We start from the raw sequence: 19,871 nt of genomic DNA, 5'->3' as shown, positions 1-19,871 counted from the left end.
ACGTCCGGCGCGGCGCGGGGCGCGCGGGACGGGGTCCGCTTTGTACTCAAACGCCGGACGGGCCCGCCGAGCGGGTCCGTCCGGCGTCCGGAAACGGTGTGCAGGACCGGTCAGCGGCCGTTGAAGGCGTCCTTCAGCCGGGAGAACAGCCCCTGCTGGCCGGGCTGGAACTGGCCGGTGGGCCGCTCCTCGCCACGCATCTTCGCCAGGTCGCGCAGCAGTCGCTCCTGCTCCGGGTCCATCTTCGTCGGGGTCATCACCTCGACGTGCACGATCAGGTCACCGCGCCCGCCGCCCCGCAGATGCGTGATGCCGCGGCCGTGCAGCGGCACCGACTGGCCGGACTGGGTGCCCGGCCGGATGTCGACCTCTTCCAGGCCGTCGAGCGTCTCCAGCGGCACCTTGGTGCCGAGCGCGCCCGCCGTCATGGGGATGGTGACCGTGCAGTGCAGGTCGTCGCCGCGGCGCTGGAACACCGCGTGCGACAGCTCGTGGATCTCCACGTACAGATCGCCGGCCGGGCCGCCGCCGGGGCCGACCTCGCCCTCGCCCGCGAGCTGGATGCGGGTGCCGTTGTCGACACCGGCGGGGATCTTCACGGTGAGCGTGCGCCGCGACCGGATGCGGCCGTCACCGGCGCACTCCGGGCAGGGGGTCGGCACGACTGTGCCGAAGCCCTGGCACTGCGGGCAGGGCCGCGAGGTCATGACCTGGCCGAGGAAGGACCGGGTGACCTGGGACACCTCGCCGCGGCCGCGGCACATGTCACAGGTCTGGGCGGAGGTGCCGGGTGCGGCACCCTCGCCACTGCAGGTCGTACAGACGACGGCCGTGTCGACCTGGATGTCCTTGGTGGTGCCGAACGCCGCCTCGGCGAGATCGATCTCCAGACGGATCATCGCGTCCTGGCCGCGCCGGGTGCGCGAACGGGGTCCGCGCTGCGACGACGTGCCGAAGAACGCGTCCATGATGTCGGAGAAGTTGCCGAAGCCACCTTGTCCGAATCCGCCCGCGCCACCGCCGCCGGAAGCGGACAGCGGGTCGCCGCCGAGGTCATAGACCTGCTTCTTCTGCGGGTCCGAAAGCACCTCGTAGGCGGCGTTGATCTCCTTGAACCGCTCTTGGGTCTTCGGATCGGGGTTCACATCCGGGTGCAGCTCGCGGGCGAGCCGCCGGAATGCCTTCTTGATCTCGTCCTGGGATGCGTCGCGGCGCACGCCGAGTACGGCGTAGTAGTCCGTGGCCACTTACGACTCCGCCAGGATCTGTCCGACGTAACGTGCCACTGCGCGTACCGCTCCCATCGTTCCGGGGTAGTCCATGCGGGTCGGTCCGACCACGCCGAGTTTGGCGACTGCCTCGTCGCCCGAACCGTAGCCGACCGCGACGACGGACGTGGAGTTGAGCCCCTCGTGGGCGTTCTCGTGCCCGATACGTACGGTCATGCCCGAGTCCTTGGCCTCGCCGAGCAGCTTCAGCAGCACGACCTGCTCCTCCAGTGCCTCCAGCACCGGCCGGATCATCACCGGGAAGTCGTGCCCGAAGCGGGTGAGGTTGGAGGTGCCGCCGATCATCAGCCGCTCCTCCGTCTCCTCGACGAGGGTTTCGAGCAGGGTGGAGAGCACGGTGGACACGGTCCCCCGGTCCTCGCTCTCGAAGGATTCCGGCAGGTCCTGCACCAGCTGCGGGACGTCCGCGAAGCGGCGTCCGACGACCCGGCTGTTGAGCCGGGCCCGCAGATCGGCGAGAGAGGTCTCGCCGAACGGGGCGGGGCAGTCGATCATGCGCTGTTCGACCCGGCCGGTGTCCGTGATGAGCACGAGCATCAGCCGGGCGGCTGCCAGCGACAGCAGTTCCACATGCCGCACCGTCGACCGGGTCAGCGAGGGGTACTGCACGATGGCGACCTGCCGGGTCAGCTGCGCGAGCAGCCGTACGGTGCGGCCCACGACGTCGTCGAGATCGACCGCGCCGTCGAGGAAATTGTGAATGGCGCGACGTTCCGGCGACGAGAGGGGCTTGACCCCCGCGAGCTTGTCGACGAAGAGCCGGTAGCCCTTGTCCGTCGGGATGCGTCCCGCACTGGTGTGGGGCTGGGCGATGAAGCCCTCGTCCTCCAGTACCGCCATGTCGTTGCGGACGGTCGCCGGGGAGACCCCCAGCTTGTGCCGCTCGGTGAGCGCCTTGGAGCCGACTGGCTCCTCCGTGCCGACATAGTCCTGGACGATGGCGCGAAGCACTTCGAGTCTGCGTTCGCCGAGCATCGCGCACACCTCCAGCTGTGTTTCCTCGTTGGTTCTCGGGTCGTTCTTGTTTCTCTGCCCAGGAATCCGCCTGGCACTCTGTCATCGCGAGTGCCAGCAACCCCCCGGCCAGTGTACGGCGGCCGAGTGGGGACCTAGCAAGGGCGACCGGCCACGCTACCGCGAGACCTCGCAGGTGGTTTGCCGATAGCGTCACGATATGGATGCCTCTTGGGAAGAGTTCGGCTGGGAACGACTCGGTCACGGAGTGGGCCGGCGGCGCCTTCCCGGGTGGGACGCGACGGTGGCGCTGGTGGCCGGGACGGACGGAGTGCTGCTCTACGACACCGGATCGACGCTCCTCGAGGGCGCCGAGGTGCGGGCCCAGGCGCAGGCTCTGCTCGGCCGGAGGGTGACGCATATCGCACTCAGCCATCCCCATTTCGACCACGTGCTGGGCACCGCCGCGTTCTCCGGCGCCCAGGTGTACGGGGCGGTCGGCATGACCGGGCTGCTGAAGAACGGGGCGGACGATCTGCACACCTCGGCCGTGCGCCACGGGGTCGGCGAGCACGACGCGGCGGAGGCCGTCGACGCGCTGGTCGCACCGCACCACGAGGTGTGCGGCGAGTGGACGCTCGATCTGGGCGGCGGACGCGAGGTGCTGCTGGCCGACGTGGGCCCCGCGCACAGCGGCCACGACCTGGTGGCGGTCGTCCCCGGCTCCCCCGCGATCGTGCTCTGCGGCGACCTGGTCGAGGAGTCCGGCGTACCGCAGGCGGGCCGGGACGCGTTCCCCGCCCGCTGGCCGGCCGCGCTGGACCGGCTGCTGGCACTGGGCGGCGAGGACGCGGTGTACGTACCGGGGCACGGGGCGGTGGTGGACGCGGCGTTCGTACACGATCAGCGCGAACAACTGGCCGTGCGCTTCGGCGTGTCGTGACCCGCAGGACCTGCCCGGCGGATCCTGGCCGGGGTCACGACGCCTGGTGCGGCACCGGACGCCGCGCCCTGTCCGACCCTGATCCGCCGGACAGGCCCTGGTCGTCCTATCGTCGTCCGATGCGCAGCTACCAGCCGGACCTGACCCCGCCGTGGAAGAGGTCCGCCCCCGTTCCCGAGGTCCCCGCCGAAGCCGATCTGGTCGTGGAGGAGGTCTCCACCGGATTCTGCGGCGCGGTGATCCGCTGCGAGAAGACGGCCCAGGGGCCGACGGTGACCCTGGAGGACCGCTTCGGCAAGCACCGGGTGTTCCCGATGGAGCCGCGCGGCTTCCTGCTGGAGGGCCGGGTGGTCACCCTCGTACGTCCCTCGGCCGCCGCTCCGGTGCGGCCCGCACGGACGGCCTCGGGTTCGGTCGCGGTGCCCGGGGCGCGCGCCCGGGTCGCGCGGGCGGGCCGGATCTACGTGGAGGGCCGGCACGACGCGGAGCTGGTCGAGCGGGTCTGGGGCGACGACCTGCGGATCGAGGGCGTGGTCGTCGAATATCTGGAGGGCATCGACGACCTCCCCGCCATCGTGCGCGAGTTCTCCCCCGGCCCGGACGCCAGGCTGGGCGTCCTGGTCGACCACCTGGTCCCCGGCTCCAAGGAGTCCCGGATCGCCGACCGGGTCACGGACGAGAACGTGCTGGTGGTCGGCCACCCCTACATCGACGTGTGGGAGGCGGTGAAACCGTCGTCCGTGGGCATCACGGCCTGGCCGGTGGTACCGCGCGGCCAGGACTGGAAGACGGGCGTGTGCCGGGCCCTGGGCTGGCCGGAGAACACCGGCGCGGCCTGGCAGCACATCCTGTCCAAGGTCCACTCGTACCGCGACCTGGAACCGGCCCTGCTGGGCTCGGTGGAGCACCTGATCGACTTCGTGACGGCGCCCGAGCAGCCCGCCGCCAGCCACTCCGGCGGACTCTCAAGCCCCTCCGGCGATTGAGGAACGGGGGTTCGGGGGCGAAGCCCCCGCCCACCCTCAGTCCACCAGATCCCGCACCACCGCATCCGCCAGCAACCGCCCCCGCAGGGTGAGCACCGCCCGCCCCCGCTCGTACGGCGCCGCCTCCAGGAGCCCGTCCGCCAGAGCGCGGCGGGACGCGGCCAGCCCGGCCGGGGCCAGGATGCCGAGCGGGCAGCCGTCCACGAGCCGGAGCTCCAGCAGGATCCGCTCCACCCGCCGGTCCTCCTCGGAGAGGATCTCGCGCCCGGCCCCCGGCGACCGCCCCTCGGCCAGCGCCTGCGCGTACGCGCCCGGGTGCTTCACGTTCCACCAGCGCACCCCGCCGACATGGCTGTGCGCCCCGGGCCCGGCACCCCACCAGTCGGCTCCGCGCCAGTACAGCTCGTTGTGCAGGCAGCGGCCTTCCGGCGTACGGGCCCAGTTCGACACCTCGTACCAGGAGAAGCCCGCCGCGGCCATCGCCTCGTCCGCGATCAGGTACCGGTCCGCGTGGGCGTCGTCGTCGGTCATCGGGATCTCGCCGCGCCGGATCCGGCGGGCCAGCTGCGTGCCCTCCTCGACGATCAGCGCGTACGCCGACACATGGTCCGGCCCCGCGCCGATCGCCGCGTCCAGCGAGGCCCGCCAGTCGTCGTCGGACTCCCCCGGCGTGCCGTAGATCAGGTCGAGGTTGACGTGCTCGAAGCCCGCCTCCCGGGCCTCGGCGACACACGCCTCGGGCCGCCCCGGTGTGTGCGTACGGTCGAGGATCTTCAGGACGTGCTGCCGGGCGCTCTGCATCCCGAAGGAGATCCGGTTGAAGCCGCCCTCCCGAAGTTCGGCGAGGTACGCCGGAGAGACGGACTCCGGATTGGCCTCGGTGGTGATCTCGGCACCGTCCGCGAGCCCGAACTCCTCGCGGATCGCCCCCAGCATCCGGACCAGGTCCGCGGCGGCCAGCAGGGTCGGCGTACCGCCGCCGACGAAGACCGTGCGGACCGGGCGCGGATCGTCCCCGAGGACCTTGCGGGCCTGGCGGACCTCGCCGATCAGATGCTCGGCGTAGTTGTCCCGGGAGGCCAGCGCCCCGCCGGAACCGCGCAGCTCGGTCGCGGTGTAGGTGTTGAAGTCGCAGTAGCCGCAGCGGGTCGCGCAGTACGGCACGTGCAGGTAGAAGCCGAGCGGCCGGCCGGCCGCGCCTTCCAGGGCGTGGCGGGGCAGCGCCCCGTCGTCGGGTACGGGTTCACCATCGGGCAGTACGGAAGGCATACCGCCCATTGTCGCTCGCCGCCGGGGAACCCCCGGCCAGGCCCATGATCGCGGGGGCCGCCCGTGCCCCGACGCGGGTCCTCATCCGGCCTGGAGCACCAGCAGCGCGAGGTCGTCGTCGGGCGGCCGCTCGGCGAATTCGTGCACCGCCCGCTTGATCCGGTCCGCGATCCCGTCCGCCGACAGCCCGGTGCAGCCGGCCAGCGCCTGGGACAGCCCGTCCCCGTCGTCGAACATCAGCGGCCCGCAGCGCCGCTCCGTCACACCGTCCGTGACGCACAGCAGGCTGTCGCCGGGCGCCAGCTCGAAGCTCTGGCTCTCGTAGGCGACGTCGTCGAAGATCCCGAGCAGTATCTGCGGCTCGGCGGCCGGGCGCACCTCGCCGTCGGGCCGCAGCAGCAGCGGCAGCGGGTGGCCGGCGCTGGCCAGGGTGCAGCGCACGCCGCCGCCGGGCAGCGGTACGAGTTCTCCGTACAGCAGGGACAGGAAGCGGGACTGCCCGGTGTCCGGGGTCTGCTGGCCGCCGGCCGCGGCCACCATGAGCGCGGCCGCCTCGGCGGCCTCCATCGCGTCGTCGAGGAGCAGCCGGTTCAGCCGGTCCAGCACCTCGCCGACGCCGAAGCCCTCGCGGGCCAGCAGCCGCAGCCAGGGGCGGGCGAGGCCGGTGACGACGGCGGCTTCGGGGCCGCTGCCCTGCACATCGCCCAGTACGAAGCACCAGCGGTCGCCGGGGCAGGGGAAGATGTCGTAGAAGTCACCGCCGACGACGCCGTCGTCGCTGGGTTCGTACACCAGTGAGCTGGTGACCCCCGGTATGTCGGCGACCTTGCCGGGCAGCAGGGCGCGCTGCAGGATGCGGCTGATGGTGGCCTGCCGGGTGTACTCGCGGGCGGCTCCCACGGCCAGACCGACCCGGCGTACGAAGTCCTCGATGAGCGCGGTCACCTCGTCGGGGACGCGGGCGAGGCCCTCCCGGCCGAGGAGTACGGCGCCGAGGGTCCGGCCGCCGGAGGTGATCCGGTAGGCGAGGGCGGACGCGGCGGGCTCGTCGGCCTTCGCGCCCTCCTCCTCGCCCCCGGGCCACGGCATGGAGACGGGCCCGGTCCCGACCCGCTCGGGGAGCCGGATCGGGTCCTGTTCCAGCAGGGTGCGCAGTTGCCCGGTCTCCGCCTCGTCCCGATGCCAGACGCTGGCGAGCCGGGGTACGGCGGAGGGGCCGCCGTTCTCGGGTTCCAGCCAGATCGCGCACCAGTCGGCGAGTCTGGGCACCAGTAACTGCCCGGAGAGCGCCGCCACGATGTCCTCGTCGAGCTGGCCGGCGAGCAGGTCCGAGGCCTCGGCGAGGAAGGAGAGCGCGCCGCGGCCGGCCCAGTCCGCGTCGTCGCGCAGCGCGCGCCGGGCGGAGGGGGCGAGCAGCTCGGCGGCGCGCAGGCCCTGCTGGAACCCGGGCTCGGCCGCCGGTTCCGGGAAGGGGTTCCAGTCGTCCACGGGGAGCCTGGCCCAGACGGTCTTGAGGCCGGTGCGGTAGGTGATGCCCCAGCGTTCGGCGAGGGTGCCGACGAGCTGGAGCCCGCGACCGTACTCGGCGGGCTCGTCGGGGCCGACGAGGCTGGTGCCCTCCGCGGCGTCGGCGGCGCTTCCGGACTCCGGACGGTCGCTGCGCACGGCGCGGGCCGGGTGGTGGTCCGAGACCTCCAGCACCAGGGCCGCGACCTCGTCCTCGGCGGCCTCCTCCAGCCGGGCGAGCACCTCCACATTGGTCCCGGCGTGCACGACCGCGTTGGTGACCAGCTCGCTGACGACGATTTCCGCGTCCTCGGCCACGCGCTCGCTGAAACCCACGGCCGCGGGCAGCCCGAGCCCGGCCCACTCGCCGAGCGCGGCCCGGACGAACCGGCGGGCGGCGGAGGGTGCGAGGAGGTTCCCGGGCAGGGACGTATGGGCGGCCGGCCGCGCATCCGCACGGCCTGCTGGATCACCGGGACGCTGAACTACGTCCCGCTGCAAGGGAATGGGCCCCACGGTGCAGCTCCTGACCTGTTCTCGCTCTGTCTGTTCTCGTTGCTGTCTGTCTGTTCTCGTTGGGCGGCGCTGACGACACCGACAGAGTGACAGATGGACCATGCCCATAAGCAACGAGTTGCCGAAGTGAGCAGAGAAAATGAGCGGGGAGGAACACCGTGGGGACAGGCCCTATGCCTCGCGTGTGCCCGCGTACATGTCGTCGATGAGGCCCTTGTACGCGCGCTCGACGACCGGCCGCTTCAGCTTGAGACTGGGCGTCAGTTCGCCGTGCTCGATGTCCAGGTCGCGGGGCAGCAGCCGGAACTTCTTGATGGTCTGCCAGCGTTGCAGGCCCTCGTTGAGCCGCTTCACGTAGCCCTCGATGAGCTCGACGGCCTGCGGGGAGGCCACCACTTCGGCGTACGGCTTCCCGCCCAGGCCGTTCTCGGCGGCCCAGCCGAGGATGGTCGGCTCGTCGAGTGCGATCAGGGCGGTGCAGAAGTTACGGTCCGCGCCGTGCACCAGGATGTTGGAGACGAACGGGCAGACCGCCTTGAACTGTCCCTCGACCTCCGCCGGGGCGATGTACTTGCCGCCGGAGGTCTTGATCAGGTCCTTCTTGCGGTCGGTGATCCGGAGATAGCCGTCCACGGACAGCTCGCCGATGTCGCCGGTGTGGAACCAGCCGTCCGACTCCAGCACCTCGGCGGTCTTCTCCGGCTGTCCGTGGTAGCCCTCCATGATCCCGGGGCCGCGCAGCAGGATCTCGCCGTCGTCGGCGATCCGTACCTCGGTGCCGGGGAGCGGCTTGCCGACGGTGCCGGTGCGGTAGGCCTCGCCCGGGTTGACGAAGGACGCGGCGCTGGACTCGGTGAGTCCGTAGCCCTCCAGGATGTGGATGCCGACGCCCGCGAAGAAGAGGCCGATGTCGGGGGCGAGCGCGGCGGAGCCGGAGACACAGGCGCGCAGCCGGCCGCCGAAGGCCTCGCGGATCTTGGCGAAGACGAGGGTGTCGGCGACCTTGTGCTTGGCACCGAGCGCGAACGGGACCGAGGCCCTACCGGTGCGCCGGAAGTTGTCCTGCGAGACCGTCGCGTACTCGCGGGCGACCCCGGCCGCCCACTGGAAGATCTTGTACTTGGCCCCGCCGCCGGCCCGCGCCTTGGCGGCGACACCGTTGTAGACCTTCTCGAAGATGCGGGGCACGGCGGCCATGTACGTCGGCTGGACCACCGGCAGGTTCTCGATGATCTTGTCGACCCGGCCGTCGACGGCGGTGACGTGGCCGACCTCGATCTGGCCGGAGGTGAGGACCTTGCCGAAGACGTGCGCGAGCGGCAGCCAGAGGTACTGGACGTCGTCGGAGTTGATGAGGCCGGTCGCCACGGTGGCCTTGGCCATGTACGACCAGTTGTCGTGCGGCAGGCGAACGCCCTTGGGACGGCCGGTGGTGCCCGAGGTGTAGATCAGGGTGGCCAGCTGGTCGGCCGTGATGGCGGCGACCCGCTCCTTGATCGCCTCGGGGTGCTGTGCCAGGTACTCGGTGCCGCGGGCCTCCAGCTCGGCGAGGGTGAGCACCCAGCCCTCGGGGTCGCCCTCGGCGGGGCCGGCGCCCTCGGGGTCGATGACGACGACATGGGCGAGGTCCGGCAGCTCCGCGCGGCGTTCGCGGGCCTTGGCCAGCTGGGCGGCGTCCTCGGCGATGAGCACCCGGCTCTCGGAGTCGGAGAGGATGAACGCCGACTCCTCAACATTGGTCGACGGGTAGATCGTGGTGGTGGCGGCACCCGCGCACATCACACCGAGGTCGACGAGGATCCATTCCACCCGCGTGCCGGCGGCGAGCGCGATCCGCTCCTCCGGCCGCACGCCCAGACCGATGAGCCCGGCCGCGACGGCGTAGACCCGCTCGGCGGCCTGCGCCCAGCTCAGCGACTTCCACTCATCGGGACCCTGACCGGCGGCCGAGGGTACGGGGTAGCGGTAGGCCTCCCCGTCCGGGGTGGCCGCCACGCGGTCGATGAAGAGGTTCGCCACGGAGGGCGGTCGGTTCTCGATCAAGGTCAGTGTGTCGCTCACGACGTCCTCCGGGCCTGCGGCAGTGCTTCACGACCGGCTGCTGGTTGCTGCTTGTTCCTGCGGGTGTCTGCGTGCTTGATCCTGCGGCGCTCGTCCTGCGGGGCTGGTTCCGCTGTCCTGCGGGCTTGCTCCGCGCGGGGCTTGTTTAACTGGCGAGTAACTACGAAGCCGTGATCAGGGTAGAGCGCCCGCGTCCACCGCGTAAGAGGCAACGGGCCGCCGCTTCATAACAAACGGGCCCCTGCGTCGCGAGGTACTGCGACACAGGGGCCCGTTCGGACTACCACCGGGCGGGGGCGGACTGAACCCGGCTTCGGTTCCACGGCGGCTGCCGGGTCCGGGGTCACCGCGGCGGCCGGGGTCAGGGTCACGGCCGGGACCCCGGTCACGGCCTCGGCCGGGACCCAGGCTCGCGGCCCCGGCCGGGGCAGGCTCGGGCGGGCTACTTCTTGCCCTTGCCCTCGCCACCCGACTCGTCCGTGGACAGCACGGCGATGAAGGCCTCCTGCGGCACCTCCACGTTGCCGACCATCTTCATCCGCTTCTTGCCCTCCTTCTGCTTCTCCAGCAGCTTCCGCTTACGGGAGATGTCACCGCCGTAGCACTTGGCGAGGACGTCCTTGCGGATGGCGCGGACGGTCTCACGGGCGATGACCCGGGAGCCGATGGCGGCCTGGATCGGCACCTCGAAGTTCTGCCGCGGGATCAGCTCGCGCAGCTTGGCGACGAGCCGGACGCCGTACGCGTACGCCTTGTCCTTGTGGGTGACCGCGGAGAACGCGTCGACCTTGTCGCCGTGCAGCAGGATGTCGACCTTGACGAGCTGGGCGGTCTGCTCGCCGGTGGGCTCGTAGTCGAGCGAGGCGTAGCCCCGGGTCTTGGACTTCAGCTGGTCGAAGAAGTCGAAGACGATCTCGGCGAGCGGCAGGGTGTAGCGGATCTCGACGCGGTCCTCGGAGAGGTAGTCCATGCCGAGCAGGGTGCCGCGCCGCTGCTGGCAGAGCTCCATGATCGCGCCGATGAACTCGCTGGGGGCCAGGACCGTGGCGCGCACGACGGGCTCGTGCACCTTGTCGATCTTGCCCTCGGGGAACTCGCTCGGGTTGGTGACGGTGTGCTCGGTGCCGTCCTCCATGTCGACGCGGTAGACCACGTTGGGGGCGGTGGCGATGAGTTCGAGGCCGAACTCGCGCTCCAGCCGCTCCCGGATCACGTCGAGGTGGAGCAGTCCGAGGAAGCCGACGCGGAAGCCGAAGCCGAGGGCCGCGGAGGTCTCCGGCTCGTACACCAGGGCGGCGTCGTTGAGCTGGAGCTTGTCCAGCGCCTCGCGCAGGTCCGGGTAGTCCGATCCATCCAGCGGGTACAGACCCGAGAACACCATCGGCTTGGGGTCCTTGTAGCCGCCCAGCGCCTCGGTCGCGCCCTTGCTCAGGGAGGTGATGGTGTCACCGACCTTGGACTGCCGGACGTCCTTCACACCGGTGATGATGTAGCCGACCTCGCCCACGCCGAGGCCGTCGGCCGGGGTCATCTCCGGGGAGGAGACCCCGATCTCCAGGAGCTCGTGAGTGGCGCCGGTGGACATCATCTTGATGCGCTCGCGCTTGTTGAGCTGGCCGTCGACCACTCGGACGTACGTGACGACGCCGCGGTACGAGTCGTAGACCGAGTCGAAGATCATCGCGCGGGCCGGGGCGTCCGCCTGGCCGATCGGGGCCGGGACGTCCCTGACCACCCGGTCGAGCAGCGCGTCCACGCCGATGCCGGTCTTCGCGGAGACCTTGAGCACGTCCTCCGGCTGGCAGCCGATGAGGTTGGCCAGCTCCTCGGAGAACTTCTCGGGCTGCGCGGCCGGCAGGTCGATCTTGTTGAGCACCGGGACGATGGTGAGGTCGTTCTCCATCGCCAGGTAGAGGTTGGCCAGGGTCTGGGCCTCGATGCCCTGCGCGGCGTCGACCAGCAGGACCGTGCCCTCGCAGGCGGCGAGCGAACGGGAGACCTCGTAGGTGAAGTCCACGTGGCCCGGGGTGTCGATCATGTTGAGGACATGGGTGCGGCCCTGGCCTTCGCCCGTGGTGGGCGCCCAGGGCAGCCGCACCGCCTGGGACTTGATGGTGATGCCGCGCTCGCGCTCGATGTCCATCCGGTCGAGGTACTGAGCACGCATCTGCCGCTGGTCGACCACACCGGTCAGCTGGAGCATCCGGTCGGCAAGGGTCGACTTGCCGTGGTCGATGTGCGCGATGATGCAGAAGTTGCGGATCAGCGCCGGGTCGGTACGGCTCGGCTCGGGCACGTTGGTAGGAGTCGCGGGCACGCAGGGTCCTGATTCTTGAGACGCCGAACGCCGTGTCTCGGGTCGATGTCGGGTCGGTCGGATCGATACGTAGCCTCCATCGTCCCATGGTTGCGGGGCGGAGGCCGGTTTGGGCCGGTCGGAGTGGGGCTGGTACCGTTGACAGCTGTGCCTCGCGACTCTCTCAGGCCGTGGGGCGCACATCGAAGATCCAACGAACCTGAAAAGGCTCTTTCGTGGCGAACATCAAGTCCCAGATCAAGCGGAACAAGACGAACGAGAAGGCGCGCCTGCGCAACAAGGCCGTCAAGTCCTCGCTCAAGACCGCTATCCGCAAGGCCCGTGAGGCTGCCGCCGCCGGTGACGTCGAGAAGGCCACCTCGGCCGCTCGCGACGCCTCCCGCGCGCTCGACAAGGCCGTCTCGAAGGGTGTCATCCACAAGAACGCCGCCGCCAACAAGAAGTCGGCGCTGGCGTCCAAGGTTGCCTCCCTCCAGGGCTGAGCATTCTGATGTGATCGCCGGGACGGACCCAACGGGCCCTCTCTCCCGTTCCTGACCGGCACCCCGCGCCGCACACCGAACCTGCGTTCGCCACGCGGGTGCGGCGCACCAAGCGTGAACCGAAGGCCCCGCCCTCAGCTCTCCCCAGAGCGAGGACCGGGGCCTTCGGCGTACGCACGCGAGAGCGGGAGCGACGCGAGGGCCGGAACGGCCGTGGGGAGCGGCCGAGGGGAGCGGCTCGAACGGCCGAGGGCTACCGCCCCGCCCGTGCGGCCCGCGCCACCGCGACCACGGCCTTCTCAAGGGCGTACTCCGGATCGTCTCCGCCACCCTTGACCCCCGCGTCCGCGTCCGCGACCGCCCGCAGCGCGAGGGCCACCCCGTCGGGTGTCCAGCCACGCATCTGCTGCCGCACCCGGTCGATCTTCCACGGCGGCATGCCCAGCTCGCGGGCGAGGTCGGCGGGCCGCCCGCCGCGGGCCGAGGACAGCTTGCCGATCGCCCGTACGCCCTGCGCCAGCGCACTGGTGATCAGCACCGGCGCCACTCCGGTCGACAGCGACCAGCGCAGCGCCTCCAGCGCCTCCGCCGCCCGGCCCTCCACCGCGCGGTCGGCGACCGTGAAGCTCGACGCTTCGGCGCGGCCCGTGTAGTAACGGGCGACGACCGCCTCGTCGATGGTGCCCTCGACATCCGCGACGAGCTGAGAGACCGCGCTCGCCAGCTCCCGCAGATCGCTGCCGATGGAGTCGACCAGCGCCTGGCACGCCTCGGGCGTCGCCGAACGCCCCAGCGCCCGGAACTCGGACCGTACGAACGAGAGCCGCTCGGCCGGCTTGGTCGTCTTCGGGCACGCGACCTCCCGCGCACCCGCCTTGCGCGCCGCGTCCAGCAGGCCCTTGCCCTTGGCACCGCCCGCGTGCAGGAGGACAAGGGTGATCTCCTCGACCGGATCGCCGAGATACGCCTTGACGTCCTTGACCGTGTCGGCGGAGAGGTCCTGCGCATTGCGCACGATCACCACCTTGCGCTCGGCGAAGAGCGACGGACTCGTCAGCTCGGCGAGGGTGCCGGGTTGGAGCTGGTCGGAGGTGAGGTCGCGGACATCCGTATCGGGGTCGGAGGCGCGGGCCGCCGCCACCACCTGTTGCACGGCGCGGTCGAGGAGCAGGTCCTCCTGACCCACGGCGAGCGTGAGGGGGGCGAGCGGGTCGTCGGTGGAATTCCTTCTGGTGGCCATCGTCGTCCAGCATCCCACGCACCACTGACAGCCCCCGGCCTCCCTCCCCCGCCTCCCCTGCCCACCCGGCCTGCCACCCGTCCGCCCCTCCCGCCGCTCGCCCCTACTGCTCTCCCCTGCCGCCTGTCCCCTGCCCCTGCCCCTGCCCCTGCCCCTGCCGGGAAAATTCCGCACGTTGCTAGAGTTCCTGCCGACATAACGGATCCATCGCATTTCAGGGGAGAATCTGAATTGAATTCGTCAACGATTCCACGCCGTCGGCTCGGCGATACCGAGCTGGAAGTTTCCGCCCTCGGGCTGGGATGCATGGGAATGAGTCAGACATATGGAATTCCGGACGACACGGAATCCATCAGGACCATCCATCGCGCACTCGACCTCGGCTGCGATTTCTTCGACACGGCGGAGTCCTACGGCCCGTTCGTCAACGAGGAGCTCTTAGGCAGGGCGCTGCGCGGACGTCGGGACGACGCGGTCGTCGCGACGAAGTTCGGCTGGGAGTACGAGGGCACCGTGCGGGGTGCGCTCAACAGTCGGCCCGAGCACGTACGCGAGGCGGTCGACCGGAGTCTGAGCAGGCTGGGTACGGACCGGATCGATGTGCTGTATCAGCACCGGGTGGACCTGGAGGTGCCGATCGAGGACGTGGCCGGAGCAGTCGGCGAACTCATCGCGGCCGGAAAGGTGCTTCACTTCGGCCTCTCGGAAGCGGGAGCGAACACCGTCCACCGAGCTCACGAGGTCTGTCCCGTATCGGTTCTCCAGACCGAGTACTCCCTGCGGGAACGGCACCTGGAGCAGGAGATTCTACCGGTGATCCGAGACCTGGGTATCGGTCTCGTTCCTTATTCTCCACTGGGTCGCGGATTCCTGACCGGCACAGCGCTCCGCGCGGAGGAGTGCCTGGAGAACGACTATCGCAGGCACGATCCACGACTCCAGAGCGATAATTTCAGAATCAATTCCGCGGCTGCCGACGTGGTCCGGGACGTCGCGCGCGGGTGCGGGGCGACCCCGGCGCAGGTGTCGCTCGCCTGGCTGCTGCACCAGGGCGACGACATCGTGCCGATCCCCGGCACGAAGCGCAGGTCGACGCTGGAGGAGAACCTTGCGGCGGCGGAACTCACGCTCGGCCCGGACGAGCTGCGGCGCCTGGACGCGGCGCTGCCGCCGTCGGTGGTCGCCGGTAGCCGGTACCCCGAGAGCGTCATGCACATGAACGGCCGTTAGAGACCGGCTCCATCCGACCACGCGGCGCACCCGGTACGGGAGAATGGGCAGGTGAGCGATGTGAGACATGTGCTGGTGCTGCCCGACCGGGATGCCGCGGAGGAGGTGGCCGGGGAACTCGGCGACCGCTTCGGGATCACCGAGGAGCCCCAGCTCGTACGCGATGCACTGGCCGGTGAGGACGATGCCGAGGACGCCCAGTGGCTGGTGGTCGTGGCGGACCCGTCCGGGCGGCTGGACTCCTCGGCACTGGATGCCTTCGCCGCGGAGTACGAGGGATGGCTCGAAGCGCCTTAGGCCCGGTCGTCATCCTGCCGTCTGCCGCTGAGAGGACTGTCCCGAAACCCTGGCGGGCGTGCGGCGTCAGACGCAGGACGCTGATCCACCAGGGATCACGCGACAACCTCAGCCCTTGGGGACGATCTGGATGTCCATGTCGATGGAGATGCTGGAGCCGACGGCCGCGATGCCGCGGGCCAGCATGGTCTGCCAGGTGAGGGTGAAATCCTCGCGGTGCAGCTCCGTGGTGGCCCGGCAGGCGGCACGGGTCTCGCCCTCCAGACCGTTGCCCAGCCCGAGGTACTGGGTGTCCAGGGTCACCGTGCGGCTGACGCCGTGCAGCGTGAGCGCACCGGTGACGCCCCAGCGGGTGCCACCCCGGTGGACGAAGCGTTCGCTGTAGAACTCCATCGTCGGGTAGCGTCCGACGTCGAGGAAGTCACTGGAGCGCAGATGGTCGTCCCGCATCTGGACGTTCGTATCGATCGACGCGGCGTCGATGATCACGTGCATGGCCGAGTCCTCCATGCGGTCGGCGATCCGCACGGCCCCCGCGAAGGTGTTGAACCGGCCGTGGATGCGCGCCAGCCCGATGTGCCGGGCGGTGAAGCCGATCTGTGAATGCATCGGCTCGACCTCCCACTCCCCCGGTGCGGGCAGCTGCGGAGGCGCGGACAACTGCAGGGTCACATCGCCCAGGCTCGCGTGACCGCCCTCGGTCACAGTGGCCGACGCGTGGAACGGGGTGAAGCCCTCGGCCGTGACGGCCAGCCGGTACTCACCGGCCGGGACGGTGGCGAGCACATTGCCGAACGGGTCGGTCTCACCGCCGAAGACCTTGCGGCCCGCGCCGTCCGTGACCGCGAACTCGGCCTGCGGCACGATCTCGTTGACGGGGTCGAGCACCCGGCAACTGAGCAGTCCGGCGGTACGCGGCACCTCAAGTCCGGCAAGGGCATTGCCCTGCGCGGCCCCCGCCGCCCGCCTGCCATTCAGCCAACGACCGAACATGTTCCACCTTCCCCCGGGTCGATTCACCTTGGGGCCCGGCGGCTGGACGTCTCTGTCGGAGCAGCGGCCCACCGACGAGCATGCATTCGATCACCATTGTGGTGTTCGAGGCAAACAGAGCAGCTCGCAGGGGCTTGGGTGGAGGTGTTACCGAAGGTCCGAATTGATCGTGTCATGACCGGCCCACCGCCCGCAGCCCCGGACCGGCACCCGTCAGGGCGATCGCGCCGTCGGTGTCCGTACGCAGCACCACGGCGCCGCCCGCTCGGAGCGCGTCGACGGTTCGCGCGGCCGGGTGACCGTACGGGTTGTCCCTGCCCACGCTCACCAGGGCGAACCGGGGGTGCGCACTGCGCAGCAGCGCGGGGTCCTGATGCGCGGAGCCGTGATGCGCGACCTTGAGCACGTCCACCCTCGGCAGTGCGGGGTATATGCGCAACACCCCCTGCTGGGACTGCGGTTCGAGATCTCCCAGAAGCAGCAGGGTCAGCCCGCCGGTCCGGACGTAGAGGGTGACACTGGCGTTGTTCGGCTCCAGCGGTACGGGACCGGCGCCCGGCCCTGTCGTCATGCCGCCGGCCCCCGTGACGCTCGCCGGCCAGAGAACCCGCCAGTCGAGCGCCCCAATCCGGCGTCGTTCCCCCGGCGCGGCCCGGACCAGGGGCACGTGCGATTCGGCCGCCGTTCTCCGTACGAACGCGACCTGGTCCGGCGGTTCGTCCAGGCTCGTCGTCTCGATCGCGCCCACCGCCCGGCCCCGCAGCACCCCGGGCAGGCCCCGCACATGGTCGGCGTGAAAATGCGTGAGGACCAGGAACGGCACCTCGGTGATGCCCAGGTCGCGAAGGCACCGATCGACGAGTGACGGATCGGGTCCCGCGTCGACGACCACCCCCGCACCGTCCCCCGCCGCCAGCACCAGGGCGTCCCCCTGCCCCACGTCGCACATCGCGAACGCCCAGCCGGGCGGCGGCCATCCGGTCAGTACCCGGGTGAGCGGCACCGGGCGCAGTACCGCGAGGACCAACAGCAGGGCGGCAGCCGAACAGACCCAGGGGTGCCGCACGATTCGACGGGCGAAGAGCACCACCAGAGCGGTCAGCACGGTGAGCAGCACCGCCCCCTTCGCGCCGTCGGGCCAGCCGATCTCCGCCCCGGGCAGGGCCGCCCCGGTACGGGCCACCGTGGCGATCCAGCCGGTCGGCCACCCCGCGACCCGGGCGAGCAGCTCCGCCACTGGCATGGCCACCGGCGCCAGGGCGAGCGCGGCGAACCCGAGGACCGTGGCCGGTGCCACCGCCAGCTCCGCCAGCAGATTACATGGGATCGCCACCAGGCTGACCCGGGAGGCGAGCAGCACGACCACTGGCGCGCACACCGCCTGCGCAGCGGCTGCCGCGGCCAGCGCCTCTGCGAGCCGGGCCGGGACTCCGCGCCGTTGCAGCGCATCGCTCCATTTCGGGGCGATGGTCAGCAGGGCACCGGTGGCCAGCACGGAGAGGACGAAACCGTAACTGCGCGCCATCCACGGGTCGTGGAGCACCAGCAACAGGACCGCGGCGGCCAGCGCGGGAATCAGTGATCTGCGCCGCCCCGTGCCGATGGCGAGCAGGGTGATCGACCCGCAGGCCGCCGCCCGCAGAACGCTCGGCTCGGGCCGGCAGACGATGACGAAGGCAAGCGTGAGCCCACCGCCGAGCAGTGCCGTGAGCCGCAGCGGGATCCCCAACCGGGGTGCCAGCCCACGGCGTTCGGCCAGGAGCGCCGTGCCCGGCGGTCCGATGAGGAGGACCAGCAGGATCGCCAGGTTGGCACCGGAGACCGCCATCAGGTGGGTCAGGTCGGCGGCCTTGAACGCCTCGTGCAGTTCGGGGGTGATCCGTGACGTGTCGCCGACCACCAGGCCCGGCAGAAGGGCCTTCGCATCGGGATCGAGCCGTGCGGTGGCCTGCCTCAGTCCGCCGCGCAGCGCGCCTGCCGTGCGCTGGAGGGCGGAAGGGGGTCCGATGACGCGAGGCGGCCCCTTGCCCTCGGGGCGCAATGCTGCGGCGTTGCGCTCCCCGCCGTGCAGTGGCGGCGAGAGCCGTCCGCCGACACGCAGGTGCGTGGAGGGGAGCAACTGCTGCCACTGCCCCGTCGATCCGCCGGGCGAGACGATCAGCAGCACCGGCGTACTCAGCCTGGTGACCGCGCCGTCGGGCCCGGTCAGCCGGGTGATCTCGGCGTCCACGAGGAGGGCGGCGGGCGTGCTGTGGTCGCCCCGCACCCGCGGCGTGGTCCGTCGGGCATCGGACGTCACCGTCACCTCCGCCTCGACCCTCGCGAACCGCTGGGCCAGCACGTGGACCGGCCCCTGCCGTACGTCCGCGCTGTGCAAGCCGGCCGCCGCTGCCCCGGCCGCCGCACAGAGCAACGCCGCAGCGGTGGCAGTGGCGGTCGCCGTGGCCCGTGGCCGCCCGCCTGCCGCAGCCTCGCCCCCACCCCTGCCCCTGCCCCTGCCCCTGACGTCGGCATCGGCATCGGCATCGGCGGGTGTCATGTCCGTCGCGGTGTGTGCCATCACCCCCCTGCGCAGTGCACGGGCCGCAGAGGCTCCCGACATGGCCAGGAGCACCATGGCCGTGCCCACGCAGAGCATCACCCCCGCCGTGGTCCACTGCCCCGGCGCACTCAGCGCCAGCGCCGCTCCGGCCCAGGTCGCCAGCGCGGGCGGGACCAGACGGAGATCGGCCGGGCCCTCCTGCCTCGGTTCGGAGACTCCCAGCCGGCGGCCCGACACAGCATGGACGTCCAGGTGGCTCATGGCCCCACCAGTGGTTGGAGGTCGGCGAACCGGCGGTCACCGATCCCGTTGACCTCACGCAGTTCATCGTTGGACCGGAAACCACCGTGCTGCGTGCGGTAGTCGACGATGTGCTGGGCGAGAACGGGGCCAACACCGGGCAGCGTGTCCAGTTGTTCGACGGTCGCGGTGTTGAGGCTGACCGGGCCAGCCGCTGAAATCCCGCCGCCGCCCGCGGCAACTCCTCCCGTACCGCCGACAGTTGAAGGGCCGGGCGGGGCGCCCACCACGATCTGCTCTCCGTCCATGAGCACCCTCGCCCGGTTGAGCCCCGTGATGTCAGCTCCGGCCCGGACTCCGCCGGCCGCGCGTAACGCATCAGCGACCCTTGAGCCGGACGGCAGTTGCCGGATACCGGGCCTTCGCACCTTGCCGCTCACGTCGACGACGATGTGCCCGCTCGGCCCCGTCGCGGGTGGCGGTCCCGGTGAGGGCTCCGGCACTCCGACGCCGTCCGACGCGGGGGACGACGTCCGGGCGTGCGCGGCTTCGTCGACCGGATCGGGCGCGCGCACGGAGTGAGGGCGCGCGGACCAGAAATGCACTGCGGCAAAGACTCCGGCCGCGACCAGGACAACAGCCAACGCGGCAAGGGTCTTTGGCTCCAAGCCGCATCTGAGCTGAAGCCACATCGGAATCCGTTCCCGCAGCGCGGGACCCAGCCGCGCCCGCCACCGCCCTGACTCTCCGGAGACCGGCTCCGGAACCATGACCGAGGTCGAGTCCGACTCCGAAACCGATGTCGAGACCGATGCCGATGCCGATGCCGGAGCCGAGACGGAAGCCGGGGCCGGAGCCGAGACCGATACCGGAGCCGAGACGGAAGCCGAGGCCGGAGCCGAGACCGATACCGATGCCGGAGCCGAGACGGAAGCCGGAGTCGAGACCGAAGCCGGGGCGATCCCCAGCACTGGCCGCGCGACCCGTCCACCGTACGCACCCGTCA

Annotated in this window: 15 protein-coding genes; 5 read left to right on the top strand and 10 right to left on the bottom strand. The window is 71.0% G+C overall.

All coding sequences use genetic code 11. From position 1 onward, the window contains the following. Positions 1-110: 110 nt before the first annotated feature. On the bottom strand, positions 111-1,247 hold the full coding sequence (gene dnaJ / locus OHA19_RS27295; protein ID WP_405712492.1) for a molecular chaperone DnaJ: 1,137 nt from the start codon (positions 1,245-1,247) through the stop codon (positions 111-113). Then, entirely contained in the window at positions 1,248-2,264 is a 1,017-nt protein-coding gene (gene hrcA, locus OHA19_RS27290) for a heat-inducible transcriptional repressor HrcA (RefSeq protein WP_405712494.1), read from the bottom strand. A 199-nt stretch (positions 2,265-2,463) separates the two neighbouring features. Here hrcA and OHA19_RS27285 point away from each other — a divergent pair, with 199 nt between their 5' ends. Together OHA19_RS27285 and OHA19_RS27280 are read left to right on the top strand one after the other, a co-directional pair. Continuing rightward, a complete protein-coding gene (locus tag OHA19_RS27285) occupies positions 2,464-3,186 on the top strand; it encodes an MBL fold metallo-hydrolase (RefSeq protein ID WP_405712496.1) in 723 nt (240 codons plus the stop codon). A 119-nt stretch (positions 3,187-3,305) separates the two neighbouring features. Beyond that, a complete protein-coding gene (locus tag OHA19_RS27280) occupies positions 3,306-4,172 on the top strand; it encodes a DUF3097 domain-containing protein (RefSeq protein ID WP_405712498.1) in 867 nt (288 codons plus the stop codon). 36 nt (positions 4,173-4,208) lie between these two features. Here the strand turns inward: OHA19_RS27280 and hemW are convergent, their stop codons facing one another. The 4 genes from hemW to lepA form a co-directional block, all read right to left on the bottom strand. After that, the gene (gene hemW, locus OHA19_RS27275) at positions 4,209-5,450 is read right to left on the bottom strand and encodes a radical SAM family heme chaperone HemW (protein ID WP_405712500.1); all 1,242 of its coding nucleotides are present in this window, start codon (positions 5,448-5,450) and stop codon (positions 4,209-4,211) included. Between the two features lie 72 nt (positions 5,451-5,522). Continuing rightward, complete coding sequence (locus tag OHA19_RS27270) at positions 5,523-7,448, bottom strand: SpoIIE family protein phosphatase (protein WP_405721431.1); 1,926 nt, start codon at positions 7,446-7,448, stop codon at positions 5,523-5,525. A 186-nt stretch (positions 7,449-7,634) separates the two neighbouring features. Beyond that, entirely contained in the window at positions 7,635-9,524 is a 1,890-nt protein-coding gene (locus OHA19_RS27265) for an AMP-dependent synthetase/ligase (RefSeq protein WP_405712502.1), read from the bottom strand. Between the two features lie 442 nt (positions 9,525-9,966). Beyond that, on the bottom strand, positions 9,967-11,841 hold the full coding sequence (gene lepA, locus OHA19_RS27260) for a translation elongation factor 4 (protein WP_405712504.1): 1,875 nt from the start codon (positions 11,839-11,841) through the stop codon (positions 9,967-9,969). A gap of 215 nt (positions 11,842-12,056) precedes the next feature. Between lepA and rpsT the strand changes: the two genes are divergently transcribed. After that, entirely contained in the window at positions 12,057-12,323 is a 267-nt protein-coding gene (gene rpsT, locus OHA19_RS27255; protein WP_072483588.1) for a 30S ribosomal protein S20, read from the top strand. A 253-nt stretch (positions 12,324-12,576) separates the two neighbouring features. Here the strand turns inward: rpsT and holA are convergent, their stop codons facing one another. Further along, on the bottom strand, positions 12,577-13,563 hold the full coding sequence (gene holA / locus OHA19_RS27250) for a DNA polymerase III subunit delta (protein WP_405712507.1): 987 nt from the start codon (positions 13,561-13,563) through the stop codon (positions 12,577-12,579). A 246-nt stretch (positions 13,564-13,809) separates the two neighbouring features. Here holA and OHA19_RS27245 point away from each other — a divergent pair, with 246 nt between their 5' ends. Both OHA19_RS27245 and OHA19_RS27240 read left to right on the top strand, forming a co-directional pair. After that, a complete protein-coding gene (locus OHA19_RS27245) occupies positions 13,810-14,793 on the top strand; it encodes an aldo/keto reductase (protein WP_405721434.1) in 984 nt (327 codons plus the stop codon). A 51-nt stretch (positions 14,794-14,844) separates the two neighbouring features. Then, positions 14,845-15,090 carry a hypothetical protein gene (locus tag OHA19_RS27240; protein WP_405712509.1) on the top strand — a complete coding sequence of 82 codons (246 nt, stop codon included), beginning with the start codon at positions 14,845-14,847 and terminating at the stop codon, positions 15,088-15,090. 108 nt (positions 15,091-15,198) lie between these two features. Here OHA19_RS27240 and OHA19_RS27235 read toward each other — a convergent pair whose 3' ends face one another. The 3 genes from OHA19_RS27235 to OHA19_RS27225 form a co-directional block, all read right to left on the bottom strand. After that, positions 15,199-16,083, bottom strand: coding sequence for a YceI family protein (locus OHA19_RS27235; RefSeq protein ID WP_405712511.1), 885 nt, complete (start codon positions 16,081-16,083; stop codon positions 15,199-15,201). A 172-nt stretch (positions 16,084-16,255) separates the two neighbouring features. Beyond that, positions 16,256-18,886 carry a ComEC/Rec2 family competence protein gene (locus OHA19_RS27230; protein WP_405751991.1) on the bottom strand — a complete coding sequence of 877 codons (2,631 nt, stop codon included), beginning with the start codon at positions 18,884-18,886 and terminating at the stop codon, positions 16,256-16,258. Beyond that, on the bottom strand, positions 18,883-19,557 hold the full coding sequence (locus OHA19_RS27225; RefSeq protein ID WP_405751988.1) for a helix-hairpin-helix domain-containing protein: 675 nt from the start codon (positions 19,555-19,557) through the stop codon (positions 18,883-18,885). The genes OHA19_RS27230 and OHA19_RS27225 overlap by 4 nt, the downstream gene beginning before the upstream one ends. Positions 19,558-19,871 lie beyond the last annotated feature (314 nt).

Origin of the sequence: Streptomyces sp. NBC_00012 (genome assembly GCF_045040875.1) — a bacterium.
Classification (GTDB): domain Bacteria; phylum Actinomycetota; class Actinomycetes; order Streptomycetales; family Streptomycetaceae; genus Streptomyces.
This window is presented reverse-complemented; position numbering and strand designations above follow the sequence as displayed.